20 protein-coding genes, 1 tRNA gene and 1 pseudogene are annotated in these 23,162 nt (G+C 69.3%); 15 read left to right on the forward strand and 7 right to left on the reverse strand.

Going from position 1 to position 23,162, the window contains the following annotated elements; translation table 11 throughout:
• Position 1: 1 nt before the first annotated feature.
• Both PARJ55_RS0107685 and PARJ55_RS0107690 read left to right on the forward strand, forming a co-directional pair.
• Positions 2-2,332: an aldehyde dehydrogenase family protein gene (locus tag PARJ55_RS0107685; RefSeq protein ID WP_028712506.1), complete on the forward strand. Its 2,331-nt coding sequence runs from the start codon at positions 2-4 to the stop codon at positions 2,330-2,332.
• A gap of 90 nt (positions 2,333-2,422) precedes the next feature.
• A complete protein-coding gene (locus PARJ55_RS0107690; RefSeq protein WP_028712507.1) occupies positions 2,423-3,052 on the forward strand; it encodes an FMN-binding negative transcriptional regulator in 630 nt (209 codons plus the stop codon).
• 166 nt (positions 3,053-3,218) lie between these two features.
• Here PARJ55_RS0107690 and PARJ55_RS0107695 read toward each other — a convergent pair whose 3' ends face one another.
• A complete protein-coding gene (locus tag PARJ55_RS0107695; protein ID WP_028712508.1) occupies positions 3,219-3,974 on the reverse strand; it encodes a hydroxypyruvate isomerase family protein in 756 nt (251 codons plus the stop codon).
• Positions 3,975-3,976: 2 nt separating this feature from the next.
• Entirely contained in the window at positions 3,977-4,522 is a 546-nt protein-coding gene (locus tag PARJ55_RS0107700) for a DUF1285 domain-containing protein (protein WP_028712509.1), read from the reverse strand.
• Positions 4,523-4,583: 61 nt separating this feature from the next.
• Here PARJ55_RS0107700 and PARJ55_RS0107705 point away from each other — a divergent pair, with 61 nt between their 5' ends.
• The 8 genes and pseudogenes from PARJ55_RS0107705 to lpxB all read left to right on the forward strand — a co-directional run bounded on the left by PARJ55_RS0107705 (position 4,584) and on the right by lpxB (position 14,763).
• Positions 4,584-5,585 carry a MoxR family ATPase gene (locus PARJ55_RS0107705; RefSeq protein ID WP_028712510.1) on the forward strand — a complete coding sequence of 334 codons (1,002 nt, stop codon included), beginning with the start codon at positions 4,584-4,586 and terminating at the stop codon, positions 5,583-5,585.
• Positions 5,582-6,451 (forward strand): DUF58 domain-containing protein, encoded by an 870-nt coding sequence (locus PARJ55_RS0107710; protein WP_028712511.1) that lies wholly within the window; start codon positions 5,582-5,584, stop codon positions 6,449-6,451. The genes PARJ55_RS0107705 and PARJ55_RS0107710 overlap by 4 nt, the downstream gene beginning before the upstream one ends.
• A pseudogene (locus PARJ55_RS21600) lies at positions 6,451-9,200 on the forward strand (DUF4159 domain-containing protein). The gene PARJ55_RS0107710 and the pseudogene PARJ55_RS21600 overlap by 1 nt, the downstream one beginning before the upstream one ends.
• Entirely contained in the window at positions 9,197-11,305 is a 2,109-nt protein-coding gene (locus tag PARJ55_RS0107720; RefSeq protein ID WP_028712512.1) for a membrane protein, read from the forward strand. Before PARJ55_RS21600 ends, PARJ55_RS0107720 begins: the two are co-directional and overlap by 4 nt.
• 65 nt (positions 11,306-11,370) lie before the next feature.
• Positions 11,371-11,862 carry a 3-hydroxyacyl-ACP dehydratase FabZ gene (gene fabZ / locus PARJ55_RS0107725; RefSeq protein ID WP_051416184.1) on the forward strand — a complete coding sequence of 164 codons (492 nt, stop codon included), beginning with the start codon at positions 11,371-11,373 and terminating at the stop codon, positions 11,860-11,862.
• Positions 11,855-12,640, forward strand: coding sequence for an acyl-ACP--UDP-N-acetylglucosamine O-acyltransferase (gene lpxA / locus PARJ55_RS0107730; RefSeq protein ID WP_028712514.1), 786 nt, complete (start codon positions 11,855-11,857; stop codon positions 12,638-12,640). The genes fabZ and lpxA overlap by 8 nt, the downstream gene beginning before the upstream one ends.
• Positions 12,637-13,434: an LpxI family protein gene (locus tag PARJ55_RS0107735; protein WP_028712515.1), complete on the forward strand. Its 798-nt coding sequence runs from the start codon at positions 12,637-12,639 to the stop codon at positions 13,432-13,434. Before lpxA ends, PARJ55_RS0107735 begins: the two co-directional genes overlap by 4 nt.
• Before the next feature lie 165 nt (positions 13,435-13,599).
• Entirely contained in the window at positions 13,600-14,763 is a 1,164-nt protein-coding gene (gene lpxB, locus PARJ55_RS0107740; protein WP_028712516.1) for a lipid-A-disaccharide synthase, read from the forward strand.
• On the opposite strand, the gene PARJ55_RS0107745 is transcribed toward lpxB, so the two are convergent.
• The 5 genes from PARJ55_RS0107745 to PARJ55_RS0107760 form a co-directional block, all read right to left on the reverse strand.
• Positions 14,738-15,088, reverse strand: coding sequence for a RidA family protein (locus tag PARJ55_RS0107745; RefSeq protein ID WP_028712517.1), 351 nt, complete (start codon positions 15,086-15,088; stop codon positions 14,738-14,740). The genes lpxB and PARJ55_RS0107745 overlap by 26 nt on opposite strands.
• A gap of 27 nt (positions 15,089-15,115) precedes the next feature.
• Positions 15,116-15,862, reverse strand: a complete 747-nt coding sequence (locus PARJ55_RS0107750; protein ID WP_028712518.1) for a sulfite exporter TauE/SafE family protein — start codon at positions 15,860-15,862, stop codon at positions 15,116-15,118.
• Positions 15,863-15,998: 136 nt separating this feature from the next.
• Positions 15,999-16,199 (reverse strand): hypothetical protein, encoded by a 201-nt coding sequence (locus PARJ55_RS23905; protein WP_156929448.1) that lies wholly within the window; start codon positions 16,197-16,199, stop codon positions 15,999-16,001.
• 192 nt (positions 16,200-16,391) lie between these two features.
• Positions 16,392-18,230, reverse strand: a complete 1,839-nt coding sequence (locus tag PARJ55_RS22955) for a calcium-binding protein (RefSeq protein WP_051416185.1) — start codon at positions 18,228-18,230, stop codon at positions 16,392-16,394.
• 739 nt (positions 18,231-18,969) lie between these two features.
• Positions 18,970-19,044, reverse strand: a tRNA-Thr gene (locus tag PARJ55_RS0107760).
• Between the two features lie 143 nt (positions 19,045-19,187).
• On the opposite strand from PARJ55_RS0107760, the gene PARJ55_RS24510 reads away from it, so the two are divergent.
• From PARJ55_RS24510 to PARJ55_RS0107785, 5 genes are all read left to right on the forward strand, one after another.
• Positions 19,188-19,376 (forward strand): hypothetical protein, encoded by a 189-nt coding sequence (locus tag PARJ55_RS24510; protein ID WP_036713900.1) that lies wholly within the window; start codon positions 19,188-19,190, stop codon positions 19,374-19,376.
• Positions 19,377-20,660: a UDP-N-acetylglucosamine 1-carboxyvinyltransferase gene (gene murA, locus PARJ55_RS0107770; protein WP_028712519.1), complete on the forward strand. Its 1,284-nt coding sequence runs from the start codon at positions 19,377-19,379 to the stop codon at positions 20,658-20,660.
• Positions 20,653-21,132 (forward strand): DUF2948 family protein, encoded by a 480-nt coding sequence (locus PARJ55_RS0107775; protein WP_028712520.1) that lies wholly within the window; start codon positions 20,653-20,655, stop codon positions 21,130-21,132. Before murA ends, PARJ55_RS0107775 begins: the two co-directional genes overlap by 8 nt.
• A 228-nt stretch (positions 21,133-21,360) precedes the next feature.
• The gene (gene hisD, locus PARJ55_RS0107780) at positions 21,361-22,671 is read left to right on the forward strand and encodes a histidinol dehydrogenase (RefSeq protein ID WP_028712521.1); all 1,311 of its coding nucleotides are present in this window, start codon (positions 21,361-21,363) and stop codon (positions 22,669-22,671) included.
• Positions 22,668-23,159, forward strand: a complete 492-nt coding sequence (locus PARJ55_RS0107785; RefSeq protein ID WP_028712522.1) for a UPF0262 family protein — start codon at positions 22,668-22,670, stop codon at positions 23,157-23,159. The genes hisD and PARJ55_RS0107785 overlap by 4 nt, the downstream gene beginning before the upstream one ends.
• Positions 23,160-23,162 lie beyond the last annotated feature (3 nt).

Here is a 23,162-nt window from a genome sequence, read left to right on the forward strand (position 1 = left end):
CATGCCGAAGGTAAGCGAGATCATGGAAAGCATGGAATACGGCCCCGCGCCCGAGGATGCCTCTGCCGTCCGCGACTGGCTGCGCGAACGCGGCCGCTTCGGCCATTTCATCGCCGGGCGCTTTACCAAGGCTGGCGAGACCTTCGCCAGCCGCGATCCCTCGACCGGCGAGGAGCTGGCGCAGGTGACGCAGGGCACCGCCCGCGACGTGATGAAGGCGGTGCGTGCCGCCCGCCGGGCGCAGCGCGGCTGGGGCGCCATGCCCGGCCATGTGCGGGCGCGCTTTCTCTATGCCATCGCCCGGACGATCCAGAAGCGCGAGCGGTTCCTGGCGGTGCTGGAGACGCTGGACAACGGCAAGCCGATCCGCGAAAGCCGCGACATCGACGTGCCGCTGGTGGTGCGGCATTTCTACCACCATGCCGGCTGGGCCGAACTGGCCGAGACCGAGTTTCCCGGCCACGGCCCCTTGGGCGTCTGCGGCCAGATCATCCCGTGGAATTTCCCGCTGCTGATGCTGGCCTGGAAGGTGGCGCCGGCGCTGGCCGCCGGCAATACCGTGGTGCTGAAGCCCGCCGAATTGACGCCGCTGACCGCGCTGGCCTTTGCCGAGATCTGCGCCCATGTCGGCCTGCCCGCCGGGGTGGTCAACATCGTCACCGGCGACGGCGAGACCGGCGCGGCGCTGGTCGCGGCCCCGGTGGACAAGATCGCCTTCACCGGCTCGACCGAGGTCGGGCGCGGTATTGCCCGCGCCGTCGCCGGCTCGGGCAAGCGGCTGACGCTGGAACTGGGCGGCAAGTCGCCCTTCGTGGTCATGGAGGATGCCGACCTGGACGCCGCCGTCGAGGGCGTGGTCGACGGGGTCTGGTTCAACCAGGGCGAGGTCTGCTGCGCCGGCTCGCGCATCCTGGTCGCCGAAGCGGTCGCCGCGCGGTTCGAGGCGCTGTTGCGGGCGCGGATGGGCAAGCTGCGGCTTGGCGCGCCGCTCGACAAGTCCACAGATATCGGCGCCATCGTCGACCCGGTGCAAAAGGACCGCATCCTGCGCATCCTCGACCGGGCGACCGCCGCCGGGGCGGAACTGGTCGGCGGCGCGGCGGCGCCGGGCTGCTTCATCGCGCCGGGCTATCTGCGAAACATCGCCCCCGCCAATCCCGGCATGGTCGAGGAGATCTTCGGCCCCATCGCCACGCTCTCGACCTTCCGCAGCCCGGACGAGGCGGCGGACCTGGCCAACAACACCCGCTACGGGCTGGCGGCCTCGGTCTGGTCGGAAAGCGCCACGGTGGCGACCGACATGGCGGCCCGGATCAAGGCCGGCGTGGTCTGGGTGAATTGCGCCAACCTCTTCGACGCGGCCGCGCCCTTTGGCGGCATGCGCGATTCGGGCTATGGCCGCGAGGGCGGGCGCGAGGGGATGCTTGACTATCTGGCCGCCCCCGTCGCCGCGCAGCGCGACCCGGTGCCGGCGGACATCCCCCCGGCCGAGGCGTCCGAGGAAAGCGCCGGGATCGACCGCACCGTCAAGCTTTATATCGGCGGCGCGCAGAAGCGGCCGGACGGCGGCGCGAGCTACCTCGCACAGGACGAGCTGGTGCCGCTGGGCAATCGCAAGGACATCCGCAACGCGGTCGAGGCAGCGGGGTCCGCGTTGGCGAAATGGCAGGGCCTGGGCGGTCACGGCCGGGCGCAGGTGCTGTATTTCCTGGCCGAGAACCTGGCGCAGCGCCGTGCCGAATTCGCCGGTTACGCCAGCCCGGCCGAGGTCGATGCCGCCATCCGCCGCTGCTTCTTCTATGCCGGTTTTGCCGACAAATACGACGGCGCCACGGTCTCGGCCAAGCCCGGCCACCTGTGCCATGTCCAGCCCGAGCCGCATGGCGTCATGGGGCTGGTCGCGCCGACGGCCGCGCCGCTCGCCGGTTTCATGGCGCTGGTGCTGCCGGCCATCGCCATGGGCAATGCCGTGGTGGCGATCCCCTCGCAGGATCGGCCGATGGCGGCGCTGACATTGGCGCAGGTCCTGGCCTGCTCGGACATGCCGGGCGGCGTGGTCAATATCGTCAGCGGCCCGCGCGATGCGCTGGCGGGGACGCTGGCCGCGCATGACGGCGTTTCGGCGATCTGGCACGCCGGGCAGGGCGAGGGGCTGGCCGAACTGCAGCGCGCCGCGGCCGAGACCCTGATCCCGGTCTGGACCCCAGCGTCCCGCGACTGGAACGGCCCGCAGGCGCAGGGCCGGGAATTCCTGCGTGCCGCCAGCCGCAGCAAGACCATCTGGCTGCCCTATGGCGCGCTTCCCGCCGGCACCGGCAGCGCGGCCTATTAGCGGCGCTGGCCCGGTCGCGGGCGGCGCATGGCGTTGTCATCGCTGCGCCCGGGGGGCACAATCGGACCGCCTCAGCATCGGAATCGCCGCATGTATGTCCCCCCGCATTTCCAAGAGATCAGCCCCGACGAGATCGCCGCGGTCATCCAGGCTGCGCCTCTGGCCTGTATCGTGGCGCAGACGGATGAGGGGCTGATCGCCAACCATATCCCGCTGCTCGCCGCGCCGGACGGCACGCTGATCGGCCATGTGGCCCTGGCCAACGACATGCACCGGCTGATCCCCGACCGGCAGGAGGTGCTGGCGATCTTTCGCGGCGAGGATGCCTATGTCTCGCCGAATTTCTATCCCAGCAAGCCCGAGCATCACCGGCACGTCCCGACCTGGAATTATCAGGTGGTGCATGTCTATGGCGGCATCACCTTCCAGCATGACGAGCATGCCAAGCGCGCCGCGGTCGGCCTGCTGACCCGCAACCACGAGCGCCGCCTGAACGGGCCCGAGGCTTGGCGCATGGCCGATGCGCCGGCCGATTACCTGCAGCAGATGCTGGGCGGTATCGTCGCCTTCCGCATTGCGGTGCGCAGGACGCTGGCGAAATCGAAGCTCAGCCAGAACCGCGAGGCGCGCGACTATCTGGGCGCGATCGCCGGGCTGCAGGCCAGCGGGCACGAGGCCTTGGCCGAACGAATGGCCCGGCGCCTGCCAGGCAAGGATTGACCCGCGCAGGCGACCCTGCCGGAAAGGCCGGATTTGCGGCGGGCGCGAAGGCCGGCAAGACGTCCTGCGGCGCTTGTCCGGCTTCGGCGCCGCGGCGGCGGCGGCGATCAAGCGCCCCCGTCCCGTCACCCCGGGCGGATCGCGCCTGAATACGCCCGCCCCGATCTTAAGCCGAGCGCAGCCAGCGCAACCCGGCCTCGGTCGAGGTGCGGGGGGTGTATTCCGCCCCGACCCAGCCCCGATAGCCCGCGCCGTCGACGGCGCGCAGCAATTCGGCGAAGTCGATATCGCCCTGGCGCGGCTCGTGCCGTCCGGGACAGCCGGCGATCTGGATATGCCGCACGCGGGCGGCATGGCGTTCCCAGACCGCCAGCGCGTCGCCATGGATCATCTGCGCCTGGTAGGCGTCGAATTGCAGCCCCAGATTGGCCCCGCCGACGGCATCGATGATCTCGGCCGCGAGGTCGAAACTGTCGAGGTAATAGCCCGGCATGTCAGTGCGGTTCATCGGCTCGATGGTCAGGCTGGCGCGCGGCGCCCGGCGGCAGGCCCATTTCAGGTTCTCGACGAAGCTGCGCCGCGCCTCGGGCCCTTCGGCCTTGCCGGCCATCACGTGCAGGTGCTGCACCCCCAGCGCCTTGGCAAAGCGCAGGGCGCGGTCGAAGTCGCTGCGAAACCGGGTCTCGTTGCCCGGCTCGGCGGCGAAGCCGCGCGGGCCGCCGGCCCAGTTCGGCGGCGGCGTGTTCATCAGCACGAACTCCACCCCCGCCACCTGCGCGGCCTGGGCCAGCTCCTTGACCGCGAGATCATAGGGAAACAGGATCTCGACCCCGTGAAAGCCCGCCCGCCTTGCGGCGGCGAAGCGTTGCAGCATGGGCAGTTCGGTGAACAGATAGGTCAGATTGGCGGCGAATCGCGCCATGATCAGGGCTCCAGAGGAAAGGCCGTCCCTCCCGATCGCACTTCCATACGCCCGTTTTCGCCGGGCATAGCCGCATCGGCCAGTCGGTAGAATGTCTTGCGGTCGATCAGCGCCCAAAGACCGCGGCGGATATGGACATAGGGACGGGGTTCCTCGGCCGTCCCGCGCAGCTCGATCGCATGCCCGGGGCCGGCCGTCACCCGGTCGCCCACATTGGTGGTAAAGACGATGGTCTCGCCGATTTCGGCGTCCACGGCGATGAAGGGCGCATCGACCACGCGGATGCCGACCTTTTCAACCGGGGTGACCAGAAAGTAATCGTTACCCTCGCGCTTCAGGATCGAGGCGAAGAGCCGCACCATTTCCGGCCGGCCAATGGGGGTGCCGTTGTAGAACCAGCTGCCGTCGGCGCGGATTTCCATGTCCAGATCGCCGCAGAAGGGCGGATTCCAAAGATGCACCGGCGGCGGCCCCTTTTTCGAGGCGCGGCTGGCCGCGGCGGCGATTCCGGCCGCATCGCTCACGGCATTGTCAGTCTTTTCCTCCATTCCCTGTGGACCCCGTCACCCCTGCCTTTATGTTGTCCTAGAACAGAAACGGGGCGTTGTCATGGCCGAGAATGAGAAACTGGTTTCCGAAGTCCTGACGCTGACCGACCGTCTGGCGCAGGCCCGCGCCAGTGTCGAGCACCGCTTCGTCGGCCAGCATGCCGTGGTCGAGCAGGTTCTGGCCGCGATCCTGTCGGGGGGGCATGCGCTGCTGGTCGGCCAGCCGGGCCTGGGCAAGACCATGCTGGTCGATACGCTGGCCACCGTGCTGGGCCTCGATACCGCGCGCATCCAGTTCACCCCCGACCTGATGCCGGCCGACATCCTGGGCTCCGAGGTGCTGGACATCCGGCCCGACGGCACCCGCGCCTTTCGCTTCATCGAGGGGCCGGTCTTTACCCAGCTTCTGATGGCCGACGAGATCAACCGCGCCAGCCCGCGCACGCAATCCGCGCTGCTGCAGGCCATGCAGGAGGGCGAGGTCACCATCGGCGGCGAGCATCGCCCGCTGGGCCGGCCCTTCCACGTCCTTGCCACCCAGAACCCGATCGAGCAGGAGGGCACCTATCCGCTGCCCGAGGCGCAGCTGGACCGTTTCCTTCTGCAGATCGACGTGGACTATCCCGACCGCGACACCGAGCGCGCCATCCTGCTGGCGACGACCGGGACCGAACAGGGCCAGGCGCATGCCGTTTTCGACGCGGCGGGGCTGGTCGCGGCGCAGGCGCTGATCCGGCGCATGCCGGTGGGCGAGACGGTGCTGAACGCGATCCTCGACCTGGTGCGGGCGGCACGGCCCGGCGCGCCCGAGGCGCCGGGCTGGATGGCCGACACCCTGGTCTGGGGGCCGGGGCCGCGCGCCGCGCAGGCGCTGACCCTGGTCACGCGCGCCCGCGCCGCGCTGAACGGCCGCTTTGCGCCGACGCTGGACGACGTCGAAGCCATGGCCGCCCCGGTGCTGCGTCACCGCATGGCGCTGAGCTTCGCCGCCCGCGCCCGCGGCGAGACCATCGAGGGGGTTATCGCGCGCCTGCTCGACGACCGGATGCGGGCGGCGGCGTGAGACCCGCGGCCGATCAGCTTCGCGCCCGGGCCGAGGCTGCCTCGGCCGCCTTGCCGGCGCTGATGCTGTCGGCCGAGCGGCTGGCGGCGGCGCTGGTGCCGGGGGCGCATGGCCAGCGCCGTGCCGGCATGGGCGAGGATTTCTGGCAATACCGCCCCGCCACGGCGGGCGACACGGCACGCAGCATCGACTGGCGCCGCTCGGCGCGGTCGGATGCGCAATTCGTCCGCGACCGCGAGGCGCAGGTGGCGCAATCGGCGGCGATCTGGGTCTCGGCCGCGGCGGGCATGGATTACGCCGGCGGCGCGGACCGGCCAGCCAAGCGCGACCGCGCCGAGCTGCTGGCGCTGGCGCTGGCCATGGCGCTGCTGGCCGGGGGCGAGCGCGTGGCGCTGGCAGGCCAGCCGCCGCGCCCCGGCCGCCTGCAGGCCGAGCGCCTGGCCGAGGCGCTGGTCGCCCGCCCGGCGCTGGACCGCGACGAGGACGCCCCCCCGGCCGAGGCCCTGCGTCCCGGCCAGCGGATCGTTCTGTTCGACGATTTCCTGGGCGATCCGCAGCCGGTTCTGGACTACCTTGCCCGCGCCGCCGGCCTGGGGGTGCAGGGTGTGCTGATGCAGGTGCTGGATCCCGACGAGGACGGCTTTCCCTGGCGGGGGGCGGTGCTGTTCCGTTCGGCCTCGGGCGCGCTGCGCCACGACACGCGCGACGCGGGCGGGCTGCGCACGGCCTATCTGGCGCGGCTGGCCGAGCGGCGCGAGGTGCTGTCGCGCGCCGCCGCCACGGCGGGCTGGCATTTCGGCATGCACGATACCGGGGCACCGCCCTCGCAGGCGCTGCTCTGGCTCTGGTCGGTGCTGGAGGGCTGATGCTGCTGATCGGTCCCATCGGCTTCCTGACGCCCTGGATTCTCGCGGCGCTGGCGGCGCTGCCGGTGCTGTGGCTGATCCTGCGCGCCATGCCGCCCTCGCCGAAGCTGGTGCGGTTTCCCGGCACGCGGCTGCTTCTGGGGCTCAAGGATCCGCATCCGGTGGCGCGGCACACGCCCTGGTGGCTGCTTCTGCTGCGGGTTCTGGCGATCGCGGCGCTGATCCTGGGCTTTGCCGGCCCGGTGTGGAAGCCCTCGCCGGACCAGGGCGGGCAGGGCCCCCTGCTGATCGTGATGGATGCCGGCTGGGCCGCCGCGCCCGATTGGCCGCAGCGCCAGGCCCGCGCCCTGCGCGCGCTGGACCAGGCGGGGGCGGAGGGCCGGCCGGCGGCGCTGCTGGTGGGCGACGGCCGGGCCGAGGGCGCGCTGCCCTTCCTGCCCGCGACCGAGCTTGCCGCGCAACTGCGCGCCTTGCGCCCCGCGGCGTGGGAGACGCGCTACCCCTCGGATCCCGAGGCGGTGCTGGCCGGCGCGCCCGGCACCCTGTCGGTGCTGTGGCTCAGCGACGGGCTGGACCATCCCGGCCGGGTGGAATGGCTGTCGGCGCTGTCCGGGCGCGGCAGCGTCACTGTGGTGCCGCCGCAGGGACCCCGCCAGTCGCTGGAGCTGGTGCCGGGCGACCAGCCGGCGCTGCGGCTGCGTTCGACCGGGGCCGCCACGTCCGAGGTGCTGGCCATCGGCCTCGATCCGCAGGGCACCCCGCGCGAGCTGGCGCGGCTGCAGCCCGGCGAGGAAGCGGAGGATCAGGGCGTGACCAGCCGGCTGGTGCCCATCGCTCTGCCTTCGGAGCTGCGCAATCGCATCACCCGCTTCGAGGTCGAGGGTAATGCCTCGGCCGGGGCGGTGGTGCTGGCCGATGACTCCTTGCGCCGGCGCAAGGTGGCGCTGGTCGGCGACGACCGCGCCAGCGAAGGCCAGCGGCTGCTTTCGCCCCTGCATTACCTGCGCCGGGCGCTGGGCCCGACCACCGACCTGATCGAGGGCGGGCTGGGCGACGTATTGCAAGCCTCGCCCGACGTGATCGTGCTGGCCGACCAGTTCGGGCTGGCCGAGACCCAGGGCTTGCGCGACTGGGTCGAGCAGGGCGGGCTGCTGATCCGCTTTTCCGGCCCGCGCATGGCGGCTTCCGAGCGGCTGAGCGAGGAACCGCTCTTGCCCGTGCGCCTGCGCGCCGGCGGGCGCGATATCGGCGGCGCGCTGAGCTGGGGCGATCCGCGCACCGTCGCGCCCTTTGCCGCCGACGGACCCTTTGCCGGGCTTTCGGTGCGGGGCGACGCGACGGTGCGCGCCCAATTGCTGGCCGAGCCTTCGCCCGATCTTGCGGACCGCACCATCGCCCAGCTTTCGGACGGCACGCCGCTGGTCACCCGCGCGCCGCTGGGACAGGGGCAGCTGGTCCTGTTTCACACCACGGCGAACGCGGAATGGTCGAACCTGGCGATTTCGGGCCTGTTCGTCGAGATGCTGGACCGGCTGGTGCGCAGCGCGCGGGCCAGCGCCGCCGCGCCCGGGGCCGACCGTGCCGAACAGCCCTTCTGGCTGCCCGAACTGGTGCTGGACGGCTTCGGCCACCCGACCGAGCCGCAGGATCCGGCGCCGGTCGCTGCCGCCGATTTCGCGCGCGGCCCGGCGCCCGGCGCGCCCGCCGGGCTTTACCGCGGCGGCGAGCGCATGGCGGCGCTGAACGCCGGCGGGCCGATCGCGCCTGCCGACTGGCCCGGCGCCCGTATCGAGCGCGCGGCGCAGGCGCCGGGGCTGGACCTGCGCGGCTGGCTGATCGCGCTGGCCGCAGCACTTCTGGCGCTGGACGCGCTGGGCAGCGCCTGGCTGGCGCGCGGCAGGCGGGGGGCGCTGGCATGAGATGGCCTGCAATCCTTGCCGCGCTGCTCTGGGCCACCGCCCTCTGGGCGCAGGACGACCCCGATCCCCGGCTGGTGCGTGCCGCCGACGAGGTCGCGCTGGCCTATATCGTCACCGGCGATGCCGAGGTCGATGCCGCCACGGAGGCGGGCCTGCGCGGCCTGTCGCAGGTGCTGACCGCCCGCACCACCGTCGAGCCGGGCGAGCCCATCGGCATCGACCCCGAGCAGGACGATCTGTCGCTGCTGACCTTTCTCTATTGGCCGGTGACCGAGGCGCAGGCGCCGCCCTCGCCGCAGGCCTATGTGCGGCTGAACCATTTCCTGCGCTCGGGCGGGATGATCCTGTTCGACACCCGGGACGGCGATATTGCCGGGCTGGGCGGACCGGATGGCGGCGCGGCGCTGCAGGCGCTGGCCGCGCCGCTGGACATCCCGCCGCTGGCGCCCATCCCCTCCGATCACGTCCTGACCCGCAGCTATTACCTGCTCGGGGATTTTCCCGGCCGCTATCAGGGCCGCGAGGTCTGGGCCGAAGCGCCCCCCGCCGGTGCCGAGGCGGCCGAGGGCGTGCCTTTCCGCAACCTCAACGACGGCGTCTCTCCGGTCGTCATCGGCGGCAATGCCTGGGCCGAGGCCTGGGCGGTGAATGAGAACGGCCTGCCCATGTTCAGCATCGGCTCGGGCTTCGAGGGCGAACGCCAGCGCGAGATGGCCTATCGCTTCGGCGTCAACCTGATCATGTATGTGCTGACCGGGAACTACAAATCCGACCAGGTGCATGTGCCCGCCCTGCTGGAGCGGCTGCGGCAGGAGGAGGTCGTGCAATGAGCGGCCTGACCTTCGATCCGCTGCTGCCCTGGCCCTTGGTCGCGGCGCTGGCCGTGCTGGCGCTGCTGGTGGCCTTGTGGTCGCTGTGGCGGGGCTTGCGCGGCTGGGCCTGGCGCGGGATCGCCGGGCTGGCGGCCGCGGCCGCCCTGGCCGGGCCGGCGCTGGAATCGGGCATCCGCAGCAAGCTGTCGGACATCGTCATCCTGCTGGACGACCGCAGCGCCAGCCAGGCGCTGCCGGGCCGCGGCGAACAGACTGACGCGGCGGTCGAGGAACTGACCCGCCAGCTTTCGGCGCTGCCCGATACCGAGATCCGCCGCGTGACCGTGGCCGACGACCCGGACGGCACCCAGATCGGCACCGCGCTGACCCGGGCTCTGGCCGCCGAGCCGCAGACCCGAGTCGCCGGCGTGATCGCCGTCACCGACGGGCTGGCCCATGACGCGCCGATGGTCCCGGCCTCGGCCCCGGCGCCGGTGCATGTGCTGCTGACCGGGCAAGCGGGCGACTGGGATCGCCGGCTGGTGATCGAGGAGGCCCCGGCCTACGGGCTGATCGGCAAGCCCGTCACCATCCGCCTGCGCGTCGAGGACCAGGGCGCGGTTCCGCCCGAGGTGGCGCAGACCCCGGCCCGGCTTCGCATCCTGCTGGACGGAGAGGAGATGCGCGCGCTCGACCTGCCGCCCGGCGTGGCGCTGGACCTGCCGGTGGTGCCGAAGCATGCCGGGCAGAACGTGGTCTCGATCGCATTCGACGCGCCCGAGTCCGAGGTGCCGGAACTGACCGACCGCAACAACTCGGCCGCCGTGCAGATCCAGGGCGTGCGCGACCGGCTGCGGGTGCTGCTGGTCTCGGGCGCGCCGCACGCAGGGGAAAGAACCTGGCGCAACCTGTTGAAATCGGATGCGAATGTGGACCTGATCCATTTCACCATCCTGCGGCCGCCGGACAAGATGGACGGGGTCCCGGTCGACGAGATGTCGCTGATCGCCTTTCCGACCCAGGAGCTGTTCATGGAGCGGATCCGGGATTTCGACCTGATCATCTTCGACCGCTACCGGGTGCGCGGCATCCTGCTGCCGCAATATTACGACAATATCCGCCGCTATGTCGAAGAGGGCGGCGCCATCCTGGTCTCGGCGGGCCCCGAGATGTCCTCGGTGGAGAGCCTGAACCTGTCGCCCCTGGGCGCGATCCTGCCCGCGCGCCCCACCGGCCGGGTCTATGACGAGCCCTATCTGCCGCGCCTGACCGAGGAGGGCCAGCGCCACCCGGTCACGGCCGGCCTGCCCGGCGCCCCGGCCGAGGGTTCGGAAAGCCATTGGGGCCGCTGGCTGCGCATGTCGCAGGTGATCCCTGATCCGCGCGCCCAGGTGGTGCTGAGCGGCGCGCGGGACGAGCCGCTGCTGCTGCTTAGCCGCGTGGGCGAGGGGCGGGTGGCGATGCTGACCTCGGATCAGGTCTGGCTCTGGGGCCGCGGCTTCGAGGGCGGCGGGCCGCAGCTGGAGCTGCTGCGCCGCATCGCCCATTGGTCGATGCAGGAGCCGGAGCTGGAGGAAGAGGCCTTGCTGGCCGATGTCGGCGGCGACCTGACGGTGACCATCACCCGCCGCACCATGAACGTGACCGCCGGCCCGGTCCGCATCACCCGCCCCGACGGCGAGACCGAGGAGGTCGCGCTGGCCGAGGCCGGGCCGGGCCGCTTCACCGCGCGCTGGACGGCGCCGGGACCGGGGCTTTACCGGCTGGCGGATGGCGATATCACCCGCGTCCTGGCGCTTGGCCCCGCCGCGCCGCGCGAATTCGAGGAAACCGTGGCCTCGGGCGCGGTTCTCGGACCGCTGGCCGAGGCGACGCAGGGGGCTGTGCTGCGGCTTTCGGACGGCATGCCCGGCCTGCGCACGGTGCGCGAGGGCCGGCCGGCGCATGGGCAGGGCGTCGGCGGTCCGTGGATCGCCATCACCCCGCGCGAGGCGGCCTCGGTCAGCGGCATGACGCATCGCCCACTGTTGCCCGGCTGGGCTTGGCTCGCGCTGATCGCCGGGCTGGCGCTGGCGGGCTGGCTGTCGGAAGGCCGCGGGCGCCGGACGGCCGCAGGGGGCTGACGCCGCGAAACTTGCCAAGATCGCGCGCCGTTGCTAGGCAAATGAAAACATTCCAAGAGGATCGCATGGCCGCCGCCCCGAACGATGACCAGACCGCCTATATCCCGCCGACCGAAGTCGATCTGGCGATGATCAAGCGCATCCTGCCGCATCGCTATCCCTTCCTGCTGGTGGACCGGGTCCGCGACATCGTGCCGGGCGAAAGCTGCGTCGGGGTCAAGAACGTGACCTCGAACGAGCCGCATTTCGAAGGGCATTTCCCGCAGGAGCCGGTGATGCCCGGCGTGCTGATCATCGAGGCCATGGCCCAGGCCGCGGCGGTGCTGGTGGGGGTGACGCTGGACCTCGCCGGCAAGGGGATGGGCACCTATTTCATGTCCATCGACAAATGCCGCTTCCGCCAGAAGGTGGTGCCGGGCGACGTGCTGGAACTGCACATGAAGACCCTGCGCGGCGGCGGCAAGATCTGGAAATTCGAGGGCCGCGCCATGGTCAACGGCCAACTCGCCGCCGAGGCCGAGGTCATGGCCATGCTGAACCGTGGCGACAATGGCTGAAACCCGCGTCCATCCCTCGGCCGTCGTGGACCCCGCCGCGAAGATCGGCGAGGGATGCGAGATCGGCCCGTTCTGCGTCCTCGGCCCCGAGGTCGTCCTCGGCCGGGGCGTGGTGCTGAAATCCCATGTCGTGGTGGCGGGCGAGACCGCGATCGGCGACGAAACCGTGGTCTTCCCCTTCGCCTCGCTGGGCGAGGTGCCGCAGGACCTGAAGTTCCGCGGCGAGCGCACCCGGCTGGAGATCGGCGCCCGCAACCGCATCCGCGAATATGTCACCATGAACCCCGGCACCGAGGGCGGCGGCAGCGTCACCCGCATCGGCGACGACGGCCTTTTCATGGCGGGCAGCCATGTCGCGCATGACTGCCGGATCGGCGACCGGGTGATCCTGGTCAACAACGCCTCGGTGGCCGGCCATTGCGTGCTCGAGGACGACGTGATCGTCGGCGGCCTGTCCGGCGTGCACCAATGGGTGCGCATCGGCCGCGGCGCGATGATCGGCGCGGTGACCATGGTGACGGCCGACGTGATCCCCTTCGGCCTGGTGCAGGGGCCGCGCGGCCACCTGGACGGGCTGAACCTGGTGGGACTGAAGCGCCGCGGCGCCTCGCGCGAGGAGATCCACGCACTGCGCGACATGCTGGCGCAGCTGGGCCGGGGCAGTTTCCGCGACACCGCCCGGCATCTGGCCGAGGCCGAGAACGGGCCGATGGTGCGCGAGGTGCTGGACTTCATCCTCGGCCCCTCGGACCGCAGCTTCCTGGCGCCCCATCCATGAGCCGCATCGCCCTGATCGCCGGCGAGGGCCGCCTTGCCCCCGCCATCGCTGCCGCGCTGGACCAGCCGCTGGTCTATGCGCTGGACAACCTGAAACCGCAGCTCGAGGCGAAGCCCTTCCGCCTGGAACGGCTGGTGCCCTTCCTGGACGAGCTGGCCGACCAGGGCGTGACGCAGGCGGTCTTCGCCGGCGCCATCCGCCGCCCGAAGATCGAGCCCGAGCTTTTCGACCCCCGCACCCTGACCATCGTGCCGCGCATCCTGATGGGGATGCAGTCCGGCGACGACGCGGCGCTGCGTGCGGTCCTGGACGTCTTCGAGGAGGCCGGCATATCCATTTGTTCTGTAGACCAGATCCTTCCCGATCTGGTGCCGGGGGAAGGTGTTCTGGCGGGCGAGCCGAGCCCGCGCGACCAGAAGGATGCCGCCCGCGCCGCCGAGATCGTCGCCGGCCTCGGCGCGCTCGACATCGGCCAGGGCGCCGTGGTGGCGCAGGGGCTCTGCCTTGCCGTCGAGGCGCTGCCGGGCACCCAGGCGATGCTGGAATTCGCCCGCCTGCATGCCGGGCTGAAACCCGACCCGAAAGGGCCGGGCGGCGTGCTCTACAAGGCGCCCAAGCCCGGCCAGGACCGGCGCATCGACCTGCCGACCATCGGCCCCGATACCGTCACCCAGGCCGCCGGGGCCGGGCTGGCCGGGATCGCCTGGGAGGCGGGCAGCGTTATCCTGCTGGAACGAGCCGAGGCAATGCGTCGCGCCGAAGCCGCGGGGCTGTTTCTCTGGGCGCGCGGGTGACATGAGTATTTGGGAAACGGTGAAAGTGGCTTGCTTCACCGTTTCCAAATACTCAAGTGACAGTGACGCGAAAGCGGCAGGAGGGTATGTGGGGCACGAAGAAGTCCGGATCGCTTCTCTGTTTTTCAAATACCCATGTCGGGGCATGGCAAGCGGAGCGGCGCGATGAAATTCTTCCTGATCGCCGGCGAGCCCTCGGGCGACAACCTGGGCGGTGCCCTGATGGCGGGGCTGAAAAGTCTCGATCCAGCGGCCGAGTTCCTGGGTGTGGGCGGCCCCGCCATGGCGGCGCAGGGCCTCGAGAGCCGTTTCCCGATGGAAGAGCTGAGCCTCATGGGCATCTGGGAGGTGCTGCCGAAATACCGCGCGCTGAAGGCCCGCATCGCCGAGACCGCCCGTGCCGTCGCCGAGGCCCGGCCCGACGCGCTGGTCACCATCGACAGCCCGGATTTCTGCCTGCGCGTGGCGCGTCAGGCGCGGGCGCTGGCCCCGGATCTGCGCACCATCCATTACGTCGCGCCCTCGGTCTGGGCCTGGCGGCCGGGGCGGGCCGGGAAGATGGCCGAGGTCATCGACCATGTGCTGGCGATCCTGCCCTTCGAGCCGCCGCTGATGCAGGCCGCCGGCATGAGTTGCGATTTCGTCGGCCATCCCATCGTCGCCGAGCCGGTGGCGGGCGAGGCCGAGGCGGCGGCGTTTCGTGCCGCGAACGGCATCGCGCCGGATGCGCCGCTGGTCTTGTGCCTGCCGGGCTCGCGCCGGACCGAAGTGGGGCGGCTGGGCCCGCGCTTCGACGAGGCGCTGATCCGGCTGCGTGACCGGGTGCCCGAGATTCGCGTGGTGATCCCGACCGTGCGCGGCGTCTCGGTGCTGGTGCGCGAGATGGCGCGGCGCTGGCCGACCGCGCCGGTGGTGGTCGAGCGGCCCGAGGAGAGGCGCGCGGCCTTTGCCGCGGCCGATCTGGCGCTGGCGGCATCGGGCACGGTCAGCCTGGATCTGGCCGCCAACGACGTGCCCATGGTGATCGGCTATGACGTGGCGCCGCTCAGCCGGCTGATCATCGGGCTGTTACTGAGGACCGACACGGTGACGCTGGTCAACCTGGTCAGCGAGACCCGCGCGGTGCCGGAATATCTTGGCCGCAACTGCCAGCCGGGGCCGATGTCGCAGGCGCTTTATCGGCTGGTCGAGGATCCCGAGGAGCGGGCCGTGCAACTGGCCGCCATGGCGCTGACCATGCAGCGGCTGGGGCGCGGCGGCGAGCCTCCCGGCCTGCGCGCCGCGCGTTCGGTCATGGCGGCGATCAGTTCTGCGCCGCGACCACGATGATCTCGACCTTGTAGTCGGGCGTCGCCAGCGCCGATTCGCCGGTGGCGCGGGCGGGGGCGTGGCCGGGCGCGACCCAGGCGTCCCAGACGGCGTTCATCTCGGCGAAATCGGCCATGTCGGCCAGCCAGATCTGGGCCGAGAGGATGCGGGTCTTGTCCGAGCCGCATTCCGCCAGCAGCCGGTCGACTTGGGCCAGAACCGCGCGGGTCTGCCCGGTCACCGATTCGCCGGGCTTGCCGACCTGGCCCGCCAGGTAGACGGTGCCGTTATGGATGACCGCCTGGCTCATGCGGGGGCCGGTCTCGATGCGCTTGATTTCGGACATGGAAAATCCTTTCGGGTTGGGCTGGCGTCAGAAGAGCCGCCAGAGGAACAGCGCCGTCATGCCAAAGCCGATGGCCGCGATCAATGCCCGCAACGCGTGGACAGGGATGCGCCGCGCCACCGGGGCGCCCAGATAGCCGCCGAGGATGGTTCCGAGGCTCATCACCGCCGCCGGCCACCAGGCGACCTGCCCGCCCGCGGCGAAGATCGCGAAGGAGATCACCGACAGCGCGAAGGACAGCCAGTTCTTCAGCCCGTTCATCTGGTTCAGCTGGGTCATGCCCCAAAGCGCGAAGAGCGCCAGCAGGACGATGCCTAGCCCGCCGTTGAAATAGCCGCCGTAGATCGCGACCGGCACCATGGTCCCGGCGCCGAAGGGCGCGACCGCGTTGCGGTGCTGCGCCGCCCATTCCCGCACCTGCGCGCCCCAGATGAAGACCGAGGTCGCCGCCAGCAGCAGGAAGGGCACCAGCAACGCAAAGGCCTGGTTCGACGAGACCAGCAGCAGGCAGGAGCCGACGATGCCGCCGACCAGCGTCCAGAAGGTCAGCCGCAGCACCAGAGCGCGATCGATCTGCGCGATCTCGTTGCGGAAACCCAGGGCGGCGGACAGGTAGCCCGGCAGGGCCGCGACCGTGCTGGTGGCATTGGCCGAGACCACCGGCACGCCGCTGGCGACCAGGGCAGGAAAGGTGATGAAGGTGCCGCCGCCGGCGACGGCGTTCAGCATTCCGCCCAGAAAGCCGGCGGCAAGCATCAGCAAAATCTCGGTCATTCGGGGCGGCTCCAGATCGTGTCGGGCGCCCATGCTTAGCCTTGCGGTTCCGGGGCGTCCAGCCATGCGGCGCCGACAAGGAAAACGCCCGGAGACAGGCTCCGGGCGCATCATGCACAGTCGAGCCTGGCCCCGGTCAGAAGATGCCGGTCAGGTACAGCAGGATGATCACGAAGATCGGAACGCCAAGAAGCCAGGCGATGATGCCCTTCATTTTTGTTCTCTCCCTTTCTGGTCGAAGGCGGAACGCGGCGTGGGGGCGATGGTTCCCCGGCCGGGCTGCCCGTGCGGACCGGGCTGCACCCGAGGAGCTTCGATGCAGAGCGACGAAGCTCAACGGCGAAATCTTCCGCAGGCTCGCTGGCTGGGCGGCGCCACTGCCGCCACCGGCCCGCCTGATTGCCCGGCTGCGAGAGCCGCCGGAACCGGAGCCAATGGTCGGGGCCCGCACCACCCGTGGTTCGGAACTAGCATCCGCTCAGGCCAGGGAAACCGAAAACGGAAATCGGTTCACCGGTGCGGTCAGGCATCACAGCAGGAAGTCGTCGGCGGATATCGACGACAGGCCGTTGACCTGCACCGAGAAGTCGGCCCTTCCGTCGCCATTGACATCGCCGTAAATGACGAGATTGGCCCCTTGCGCCTCATATCGGAGTTGGCCGGCGGTGTTGCTGAACCCCCGGTCACCGATGAACGTGAAGGCGTGATCGCCGGCTGCGGCGCTGTTTGCATCGATCAGCCGCAGGTCGATCACATCCCCCTCGGCGCGATTGAAATCCATGATCAGGTCGCGCTCGGCGCCTGCTGCAGAGTCGAGCACATCCCTGAAGATGAAACTGTCCGCGCCGGCACCGCCATACAGCCAGTCCTTTCCCAGGCCGCCGGTCAGGTTGTCATCGCCGTCGCCACCGCGCAGCGTGTCGTTCCCCTGGATGCCGAACAGGATGTCGCTGTCGGCGCCGCCGTAAAGCACGTCATTGCCCATGCCACCATGCAGCGAATCCCTTCCAGGACCGCCCTGGAGAAGATCATTGCCTTCCAGGCCGAGCAGAAGATCCGCGCCGGCGCCGCCGTAGATCGTGTCGTCCCCTATGCCGCCGCGGGCGAAGTCGTTGCCATCCCCCGCGTGGATGAGGTCGTTGCCGGCGCCGCCAAAAATCGAATCGTTGCCGAGATTGCCGTAGATGGTGTCGGCGCCATCGCCGCCGTGCAGTTCGTCCAGACCGTTGCCGCCTTCGACGTAATCATTTCCGGCGCCGGCAAAAATGGTATCGTCTCCGGCGCCTCCGGAAAGGAAGTCCTTGCCGCTGTTGCCATGGATCAGATCATTGCCCGCCTCGCCTCTGACCGTATCGTCGCCAGGGCCGCCGTGCAGCCGGTCATTGCCATTGCCGCCGAAGATGATGTCATTCTCGGATCCCCCGAAGATGAGATCGTGCCCGTCTCCTCCGTGCAGGGTATCCGCATCGGACCCGCCCGAGATTGTGTCATGCCCAGGGCCGCCGAATATCAGGTCAAAGCCCTTGTCGCCCTCGATCAGGTCGTTGCCGTCGCCGCCATAGACGGTGTCGTTGCCCATATGGGCCCGGATATAGTCGTTTCCGGCGCCGCCATTGATCAGGTCGTGCCCGCGTTGAGCGACGATCAGTTCATTGGCAATTCCGCCCTGAAGATTCAAATTCTCGGACAAGCTTGCAGATATGGAAACGATGCGCGCCGGATTGAATTGCGAGGTCATATGCGTTGGAAGGAAGTTCACCGGGTTCTCATAGCGAACAACCGGAAGCACATCGGGAAGGACATGGTCCCAGGTCAGGAAATGCTCCTCATCCTGCCACATCCCGTTGGCATTCTTGACCTGCCGCGCGCCCTCGAGGGCGTATAAGGCACGTCCGCCCTGCTGATTGAAAATTTGCAGCCATTGTTGTCCAAGATAGCTGACAATGGACACGTCGAAACCGGTAATGGCGCCAGGATTATGCAGATCGAGCCGCTGGTTGGCGATCCAGATCTCATCCGAGCTCCCGTCAAAATCGTCCAGCCTGCCGACCACCGTTCCCTTCATATTGGCAAGGTTGTCGAAGAAAAACCGATCACGCCCCGCTTCGGCGAAAATATGATGCCCGTGCTGAATGAAGCGCGATCCGATCACGCCCATATCGAGCCGGAAGGTATCGTTTCCGCCCTCCGCATGGATATGAATCTGATTTTTGGTCTGGCCATCCGTCCTGACAAAAAACGTGTCATCCCCGTCGGTTCCGTGGCCGTGCTTAGCGCCGCCGTTGCGTGAATCGATGGTGTATTCCGAGCCGGCTGTGCCGCCCCCTCCATGACCGGGGTGATGGCCATCGTGGAATTGCGCAGTCATGGGAAGCCCTTTTTCGGTGGTGGATGTTGTCCGTGCACCATGGCCAGCCGTGGGTTAACAGAGTGTTAACGGCAATCCGTTAACAGTTTATAAATTGAAGAGAAATTTAACGGTTGATCTGTGCGGCAAGGAATAACGATAAGGCGCTCCTTGCAGAGCGCCTTTCTCGTCCATCGACAGGTTCAGTAATTTGATAGGATTATAAGAGCGGGCGTTGCCTTGCGGTTTGCGATCAAGCCCTTTCCGTATAATATATTATAATTTCCGGTGGAAAAGTCGTTAAATTTTCATCAATTCTTGTGCTTTTAGCGTTCGCCGAAGAACCTCTTGCCGGCGCCTGAGCGCGTCAAAGCCAGCAGATAAACCAGTCGTTGTTCGGCAGAGGCGGGAGGCATGCGGTCCTATGCCATCGACGCTTGGAAGAGGCTTGTGTGATCCGGGCTGTCAAAGACGGGATCTCGTCCTCCGACAGCGGCAAGCAGACCTGCGAAGGCACCGAAGCGGGCAGAGGACGGATGCGCGCGCGCCGGGAGGCCGCCTTGGCCGCCGCGATGGCAAAGCTGATCGCGGGCTCACGGCACCCATGAGGGCGATGCATGGCGGCTGATTTACGAGGAACGTCGCGAATCCGCGTATGTGCGGATAGCACAGGAGAACGATGGGTCCTCTCACAAATTCCGCAGTGAGCTTTTGGAATCCGTGTGGTTCCGCGCCCATCTATTTGTAATATGTGGATAAATGGTGCTGCGAGAGAGGATTGAACTCTCGACCTCTCCCTTACCAAGGGAGTGCTCTACCACTGAGCTACCGCAGCATCGTGGGCGGGGCTTTAGACCGACTGCGCCGGGCGCGCAAGGGGGAAGTGTCGGAAAAATGCATTTCGCCAATCGTCGCCGATCCGGCCCGGCCGGCCCAGCCGCTGCTGGACGCAAGCCGGCAAGGACGCTAACAGGAGGCATGACGAAAACACCCCGCGATCCCAAGGGAGATACACGCGAAGCGCGGCTTAAGGCGGCGCTGCGGGCCAATCTCGCGCGGCGCAAGGCGCAGGGCCGCGCGCGGGCCGGGACGGCAGAAGACATGATGAACGAGCAGCACGGGCCAGAGATGCCGGCAAACGGCCAGACGCCCGGGAACGAGGATTAGATGGACCAGATCATTGTAAGGGGTAACGGGCCGCTCAGGGGCGAGATCCCGATCGCCGGCGCCAAGAATGCCTGCCTGACGCTGATGCCGGCGACGCTGCTGACCGATCAGCCGCTGACGCTGACCAATGCGCCCCGGCTCTCGGACATCCGCACCATGACCGCGCTTCTGCAGTCGCTGGGGGCCGAGGTCGCGAGTCTTCAGGACGGGCAGGTGCTGGCGCTGTCGAGCCACGACCTGACCAGCCATCGGGCCGATTACGACATCGTGCGCAAGATGCGTGCCTCGATCCTGGTGCTGGGGCCGATGCTGGCGCGCGACGGCCATGCCGTGGTCTCGCTGCCCGGCGGCTGCGCCATCGGCGCCCGCCCGGTCGACCTGCACCTGCGCGCGCTGGAGGCGATGGGGGCGGAACTCGACCTGCGCGAGGGCTATGTCCATGCCAAGGCGCCTTCGGGCGGGCTGAAGGGCGCGGTGATCGACTTTCCGCTGGTCTCGGTGGGCGCGACCGAGAACGCGCTGATGGCGGCGACGCTGGCCCGCGGCACCACCGTCATCAACAATGCCGCACGCGAGCCCGAGATCGTCGACCTGGCCGAATGCCTGCGCCGCATGGGCGCGCAGATCGAGGGCGAGGGGACATCGACCATCACCGTCGAGGGCGTGCAGGCGCTTGGCGGCGCCACGCATCCGGTGGTGACGGACCGGATCGAGCTGGGCACCTACATGCTCGCCCCGGCGATCTGCGGCGGAGAGGTGGAATGCCTCGGCGGCCGCATCGACCTGGTCGCCGCCTTCTGCGAAAAGCTGGACGCGGCCGGCGTGGAGGTGGTCGAGACCGCCCGCGGCCTCAAGGTCTCGCGCAAGAACGGCCGGGTGCGCGCCGTGGACGTGGTGACCGAACCCTTTCCCGGCTTCCCGACCGACCTGCAGGCGCAGATGATGGCGTTGCTTTGCACCGCCGAGGGCAGCTCGGTTCTGGAGGAGAAGATCTTCGAGAACCGCTTCATGCATGCCCCGGAACTGGCGCGCATGGGCGCCCGGATCGAGGTCCATGGCGGCCACGCCACCGTCCATGGCGTCGAGAAGCTGCGCGGCGCTCCGGTGATGGCGACCGACCTGCGCGCCTCGGTCAGCCTGATCCTCGCCGGGCTCGCCGCCGAGGGCGAGACCATCGTCAGCCGCGTCTATCACCTCGACCGCGGCTACGAGAAGGTCGTGCGCAAGCTGCGCGGTGTCGGCGCCGATATCGAACGCATCAAGGAGGTTCCCGCCGATGGCTGACGCCCGTTTCACCGATGCCGATCCCGCACCGCTGGCGCTGCTGGCCAGCGATGCCGACGACCTGACCGTGATCTCGGCGCTGGTGCAGGACGCGATCCTGCCGGTGACCGAGATCGCCTATGACGGCCGCCACCGGCAGCTCGCCCTGCTCCTGAACCGTTTCCGCTGGGAGGATGCCGATCTCGCCCGCCGCGACGGCCGCCCCTATGAGCGGGTGCGCGCGGTGCTGCTGGTCTCGGACGTGCGGCGGGTGCAGAGCGACGGGATCGACCGCACGGACAAGGACCTGATCCTGGAGCTGCTGACCGTGACATGGCAGGCGGGCGAGGACGGCACGGGCCTGCTGCTGCTGCAGTTTGCCGGCGACGGCACGCTGGCCGTCGAGGCGGAATGCCTGAATGTCGAGCTGCGCGACGTGACGCGACCTTATATCGCCCCCTCGCGACGTGCGCCGCAGCATCCGGACAGCTGATCCCGCGGCGCCTGCTTCCCGGAGGGCGCGAGGATTGCGCGGCTGCATGAGTATTTGAAAAACGGTGAAACGCCAAATTTGCTCTTCTGGGAAGGGCTTTCACCGTTTCACAAATACTCGAATCCGGCCGCACAACCGGCTCTGAACGGACAGGTTCAGCCGAGCCATAGCGGCTTGAGCCCCTTGGCCGCAGCCGCTAACAAGGTCGGGTCATTGAAGGCCCGAGCCATGCCCATCCATCTGTCGACCGCCCAACCCGATTTTGCCGAACGCTTCTCGGCGCTTCTGTCCATGAAGCGCGAGGATGCGGCGGACGTGAACGATGCCGTGGCGGCGATCATCGCCGATGTGCGCGGCCGGGGCGATGCCGCTCTGGTCGAACTGACCGGGCGTTTCGACCGCCTGGCGCTGACGGCGGAGACACTGGCTTTCTCGAAGGAGGAGATCGCCGCCGAGATCGGGAAGGTCTCGGCCGAGGATCGCGCCGCGCTGGCCATGGCCGCGAACCGCATCCGCGCCTATCACGCAAGGCAGATGCCCGACGACCTCAGCTGGACCGATCCCGAGGGCGCGACTCTGGGCTGGCGCTGGACGCCGGTCGCGGCCGCCGGCCTCTATGTGCCGGGCGGGCAGGCGAGCTATCCCTCCTCGGTGCTGATGAACGCCATCCCGGCGCGGGTGGCGGGGGTCGAGCGGCTGGTGATCTGCGTGCCGACCCCCGACGGTGTGGTGAACCCGCTGGTGCTGCTGGCGGCCGAGCTGGCCGGGGTGGACGAGATCTATCGCATCGGCGGCGCGCAGGCGATCGCCGCCCTGGCCTATGGCACCGAGACCATTCGCCCGGTGGACAAGATCACCGGCCCCGGCAACGCCTATGTCGCGGCGGCCAAGCGGCAGGTCTTCGGCCGCGTCGGCATCGACATGATCGCGGGGCCCTCCGAGGTGCTGATCATCGCCCAAGGCGCGCAGAACCCGGAATGGCTGGCCTTGGACCTGCTGGCGCAGGCCGAGCATGATGCCGATGCCCAGTCGATCCTGATCACCCCGGACGAGGCGCTCGCCCGCGCCGTGGTGGCCGAGGTGGAGCGGCTGCTGCCGACCCTGCCGCGCGCCGCGGTGGCGGGGGCGAGCTGGCGCGACTATGGCACGGTGATCGTGACCCGCGACCTCCACGAGGCGGCGGCGCTCTCGGACCGGCTGGCGCCCGAGCATCTGGAGCTTTGCGTGGACGACCCCGAGGCGCTGGCGGAAAAGACCCGCCATGCCGGGGCGATCTTCCTGGGCGGCTGGACGCCCGAGGCGGTGGGCGATTATGTCAGCGGCCCGAATCACGTCCTGCCCACGGCGCGGTCGGCGCGGTTCTCGTCTGGCCTGTCGGTGATGGATTTCCTCAAGCGCACCACCATGGCCCGGCTGTCGCCCGAGGCGCTGGGGGCGATCGGCCCGTCCGCGGTGCGGCTGGCCGAATCCGAGGGGCTTTCGGCGCATGGCCGCTCGGTCTCGGCGCGGCTGGCGGCACTGAACGGGGGGACGTCATGAGTCAGCCCACCACCGGCCGGCTATGCCGGATCGACATCGACGACAGCGCGCTGCCCCCGGCCACGCCCGAGATCGAGCAGGATCGCCGCGTCGCGGTCTTCGACCTGCTCGAGGATAACAGCTTCGTCCTGCCCGGCCGCGACGGGCAGGAGGTTCCCGCCGGCCCCTATGCGCTGGCCCTGGCGGTGCGCGAAAAGCGGCTGGTCTTCGACATCGCCACCGAATCCGGCAGCAAGGTGGCCGAGTTCCATCTGTCGCTGGGTCCGTTCCGGCAGACGGTCAAGGATTACTTCCAGATCTGCACCAGCTATTTCGACGCTGTGAAGCGCCTGCCGCCGGCGCAGATCGAGGCGATCGACATGGCCCGGCGCGGCATCCACAACGAGGGCGCCCGCACCCTGCAGGAGCGGCTGGAGGGCAAGGCCGAGGTTGATATCGACACCGCGCGGCGCCTGTTCACGCTGATCTGCGCGCTCATCCCGGGGTGATTC

The sequence above is a fragment of the Paracoccus sp. J55 genome (genome assembly GCF_000513975.1).
GTDB lineage: Bacteria > Pseudomonadota > Alphaproteobacteria > Rhodobacterales > Rhodobacteraceae > Paracoccus.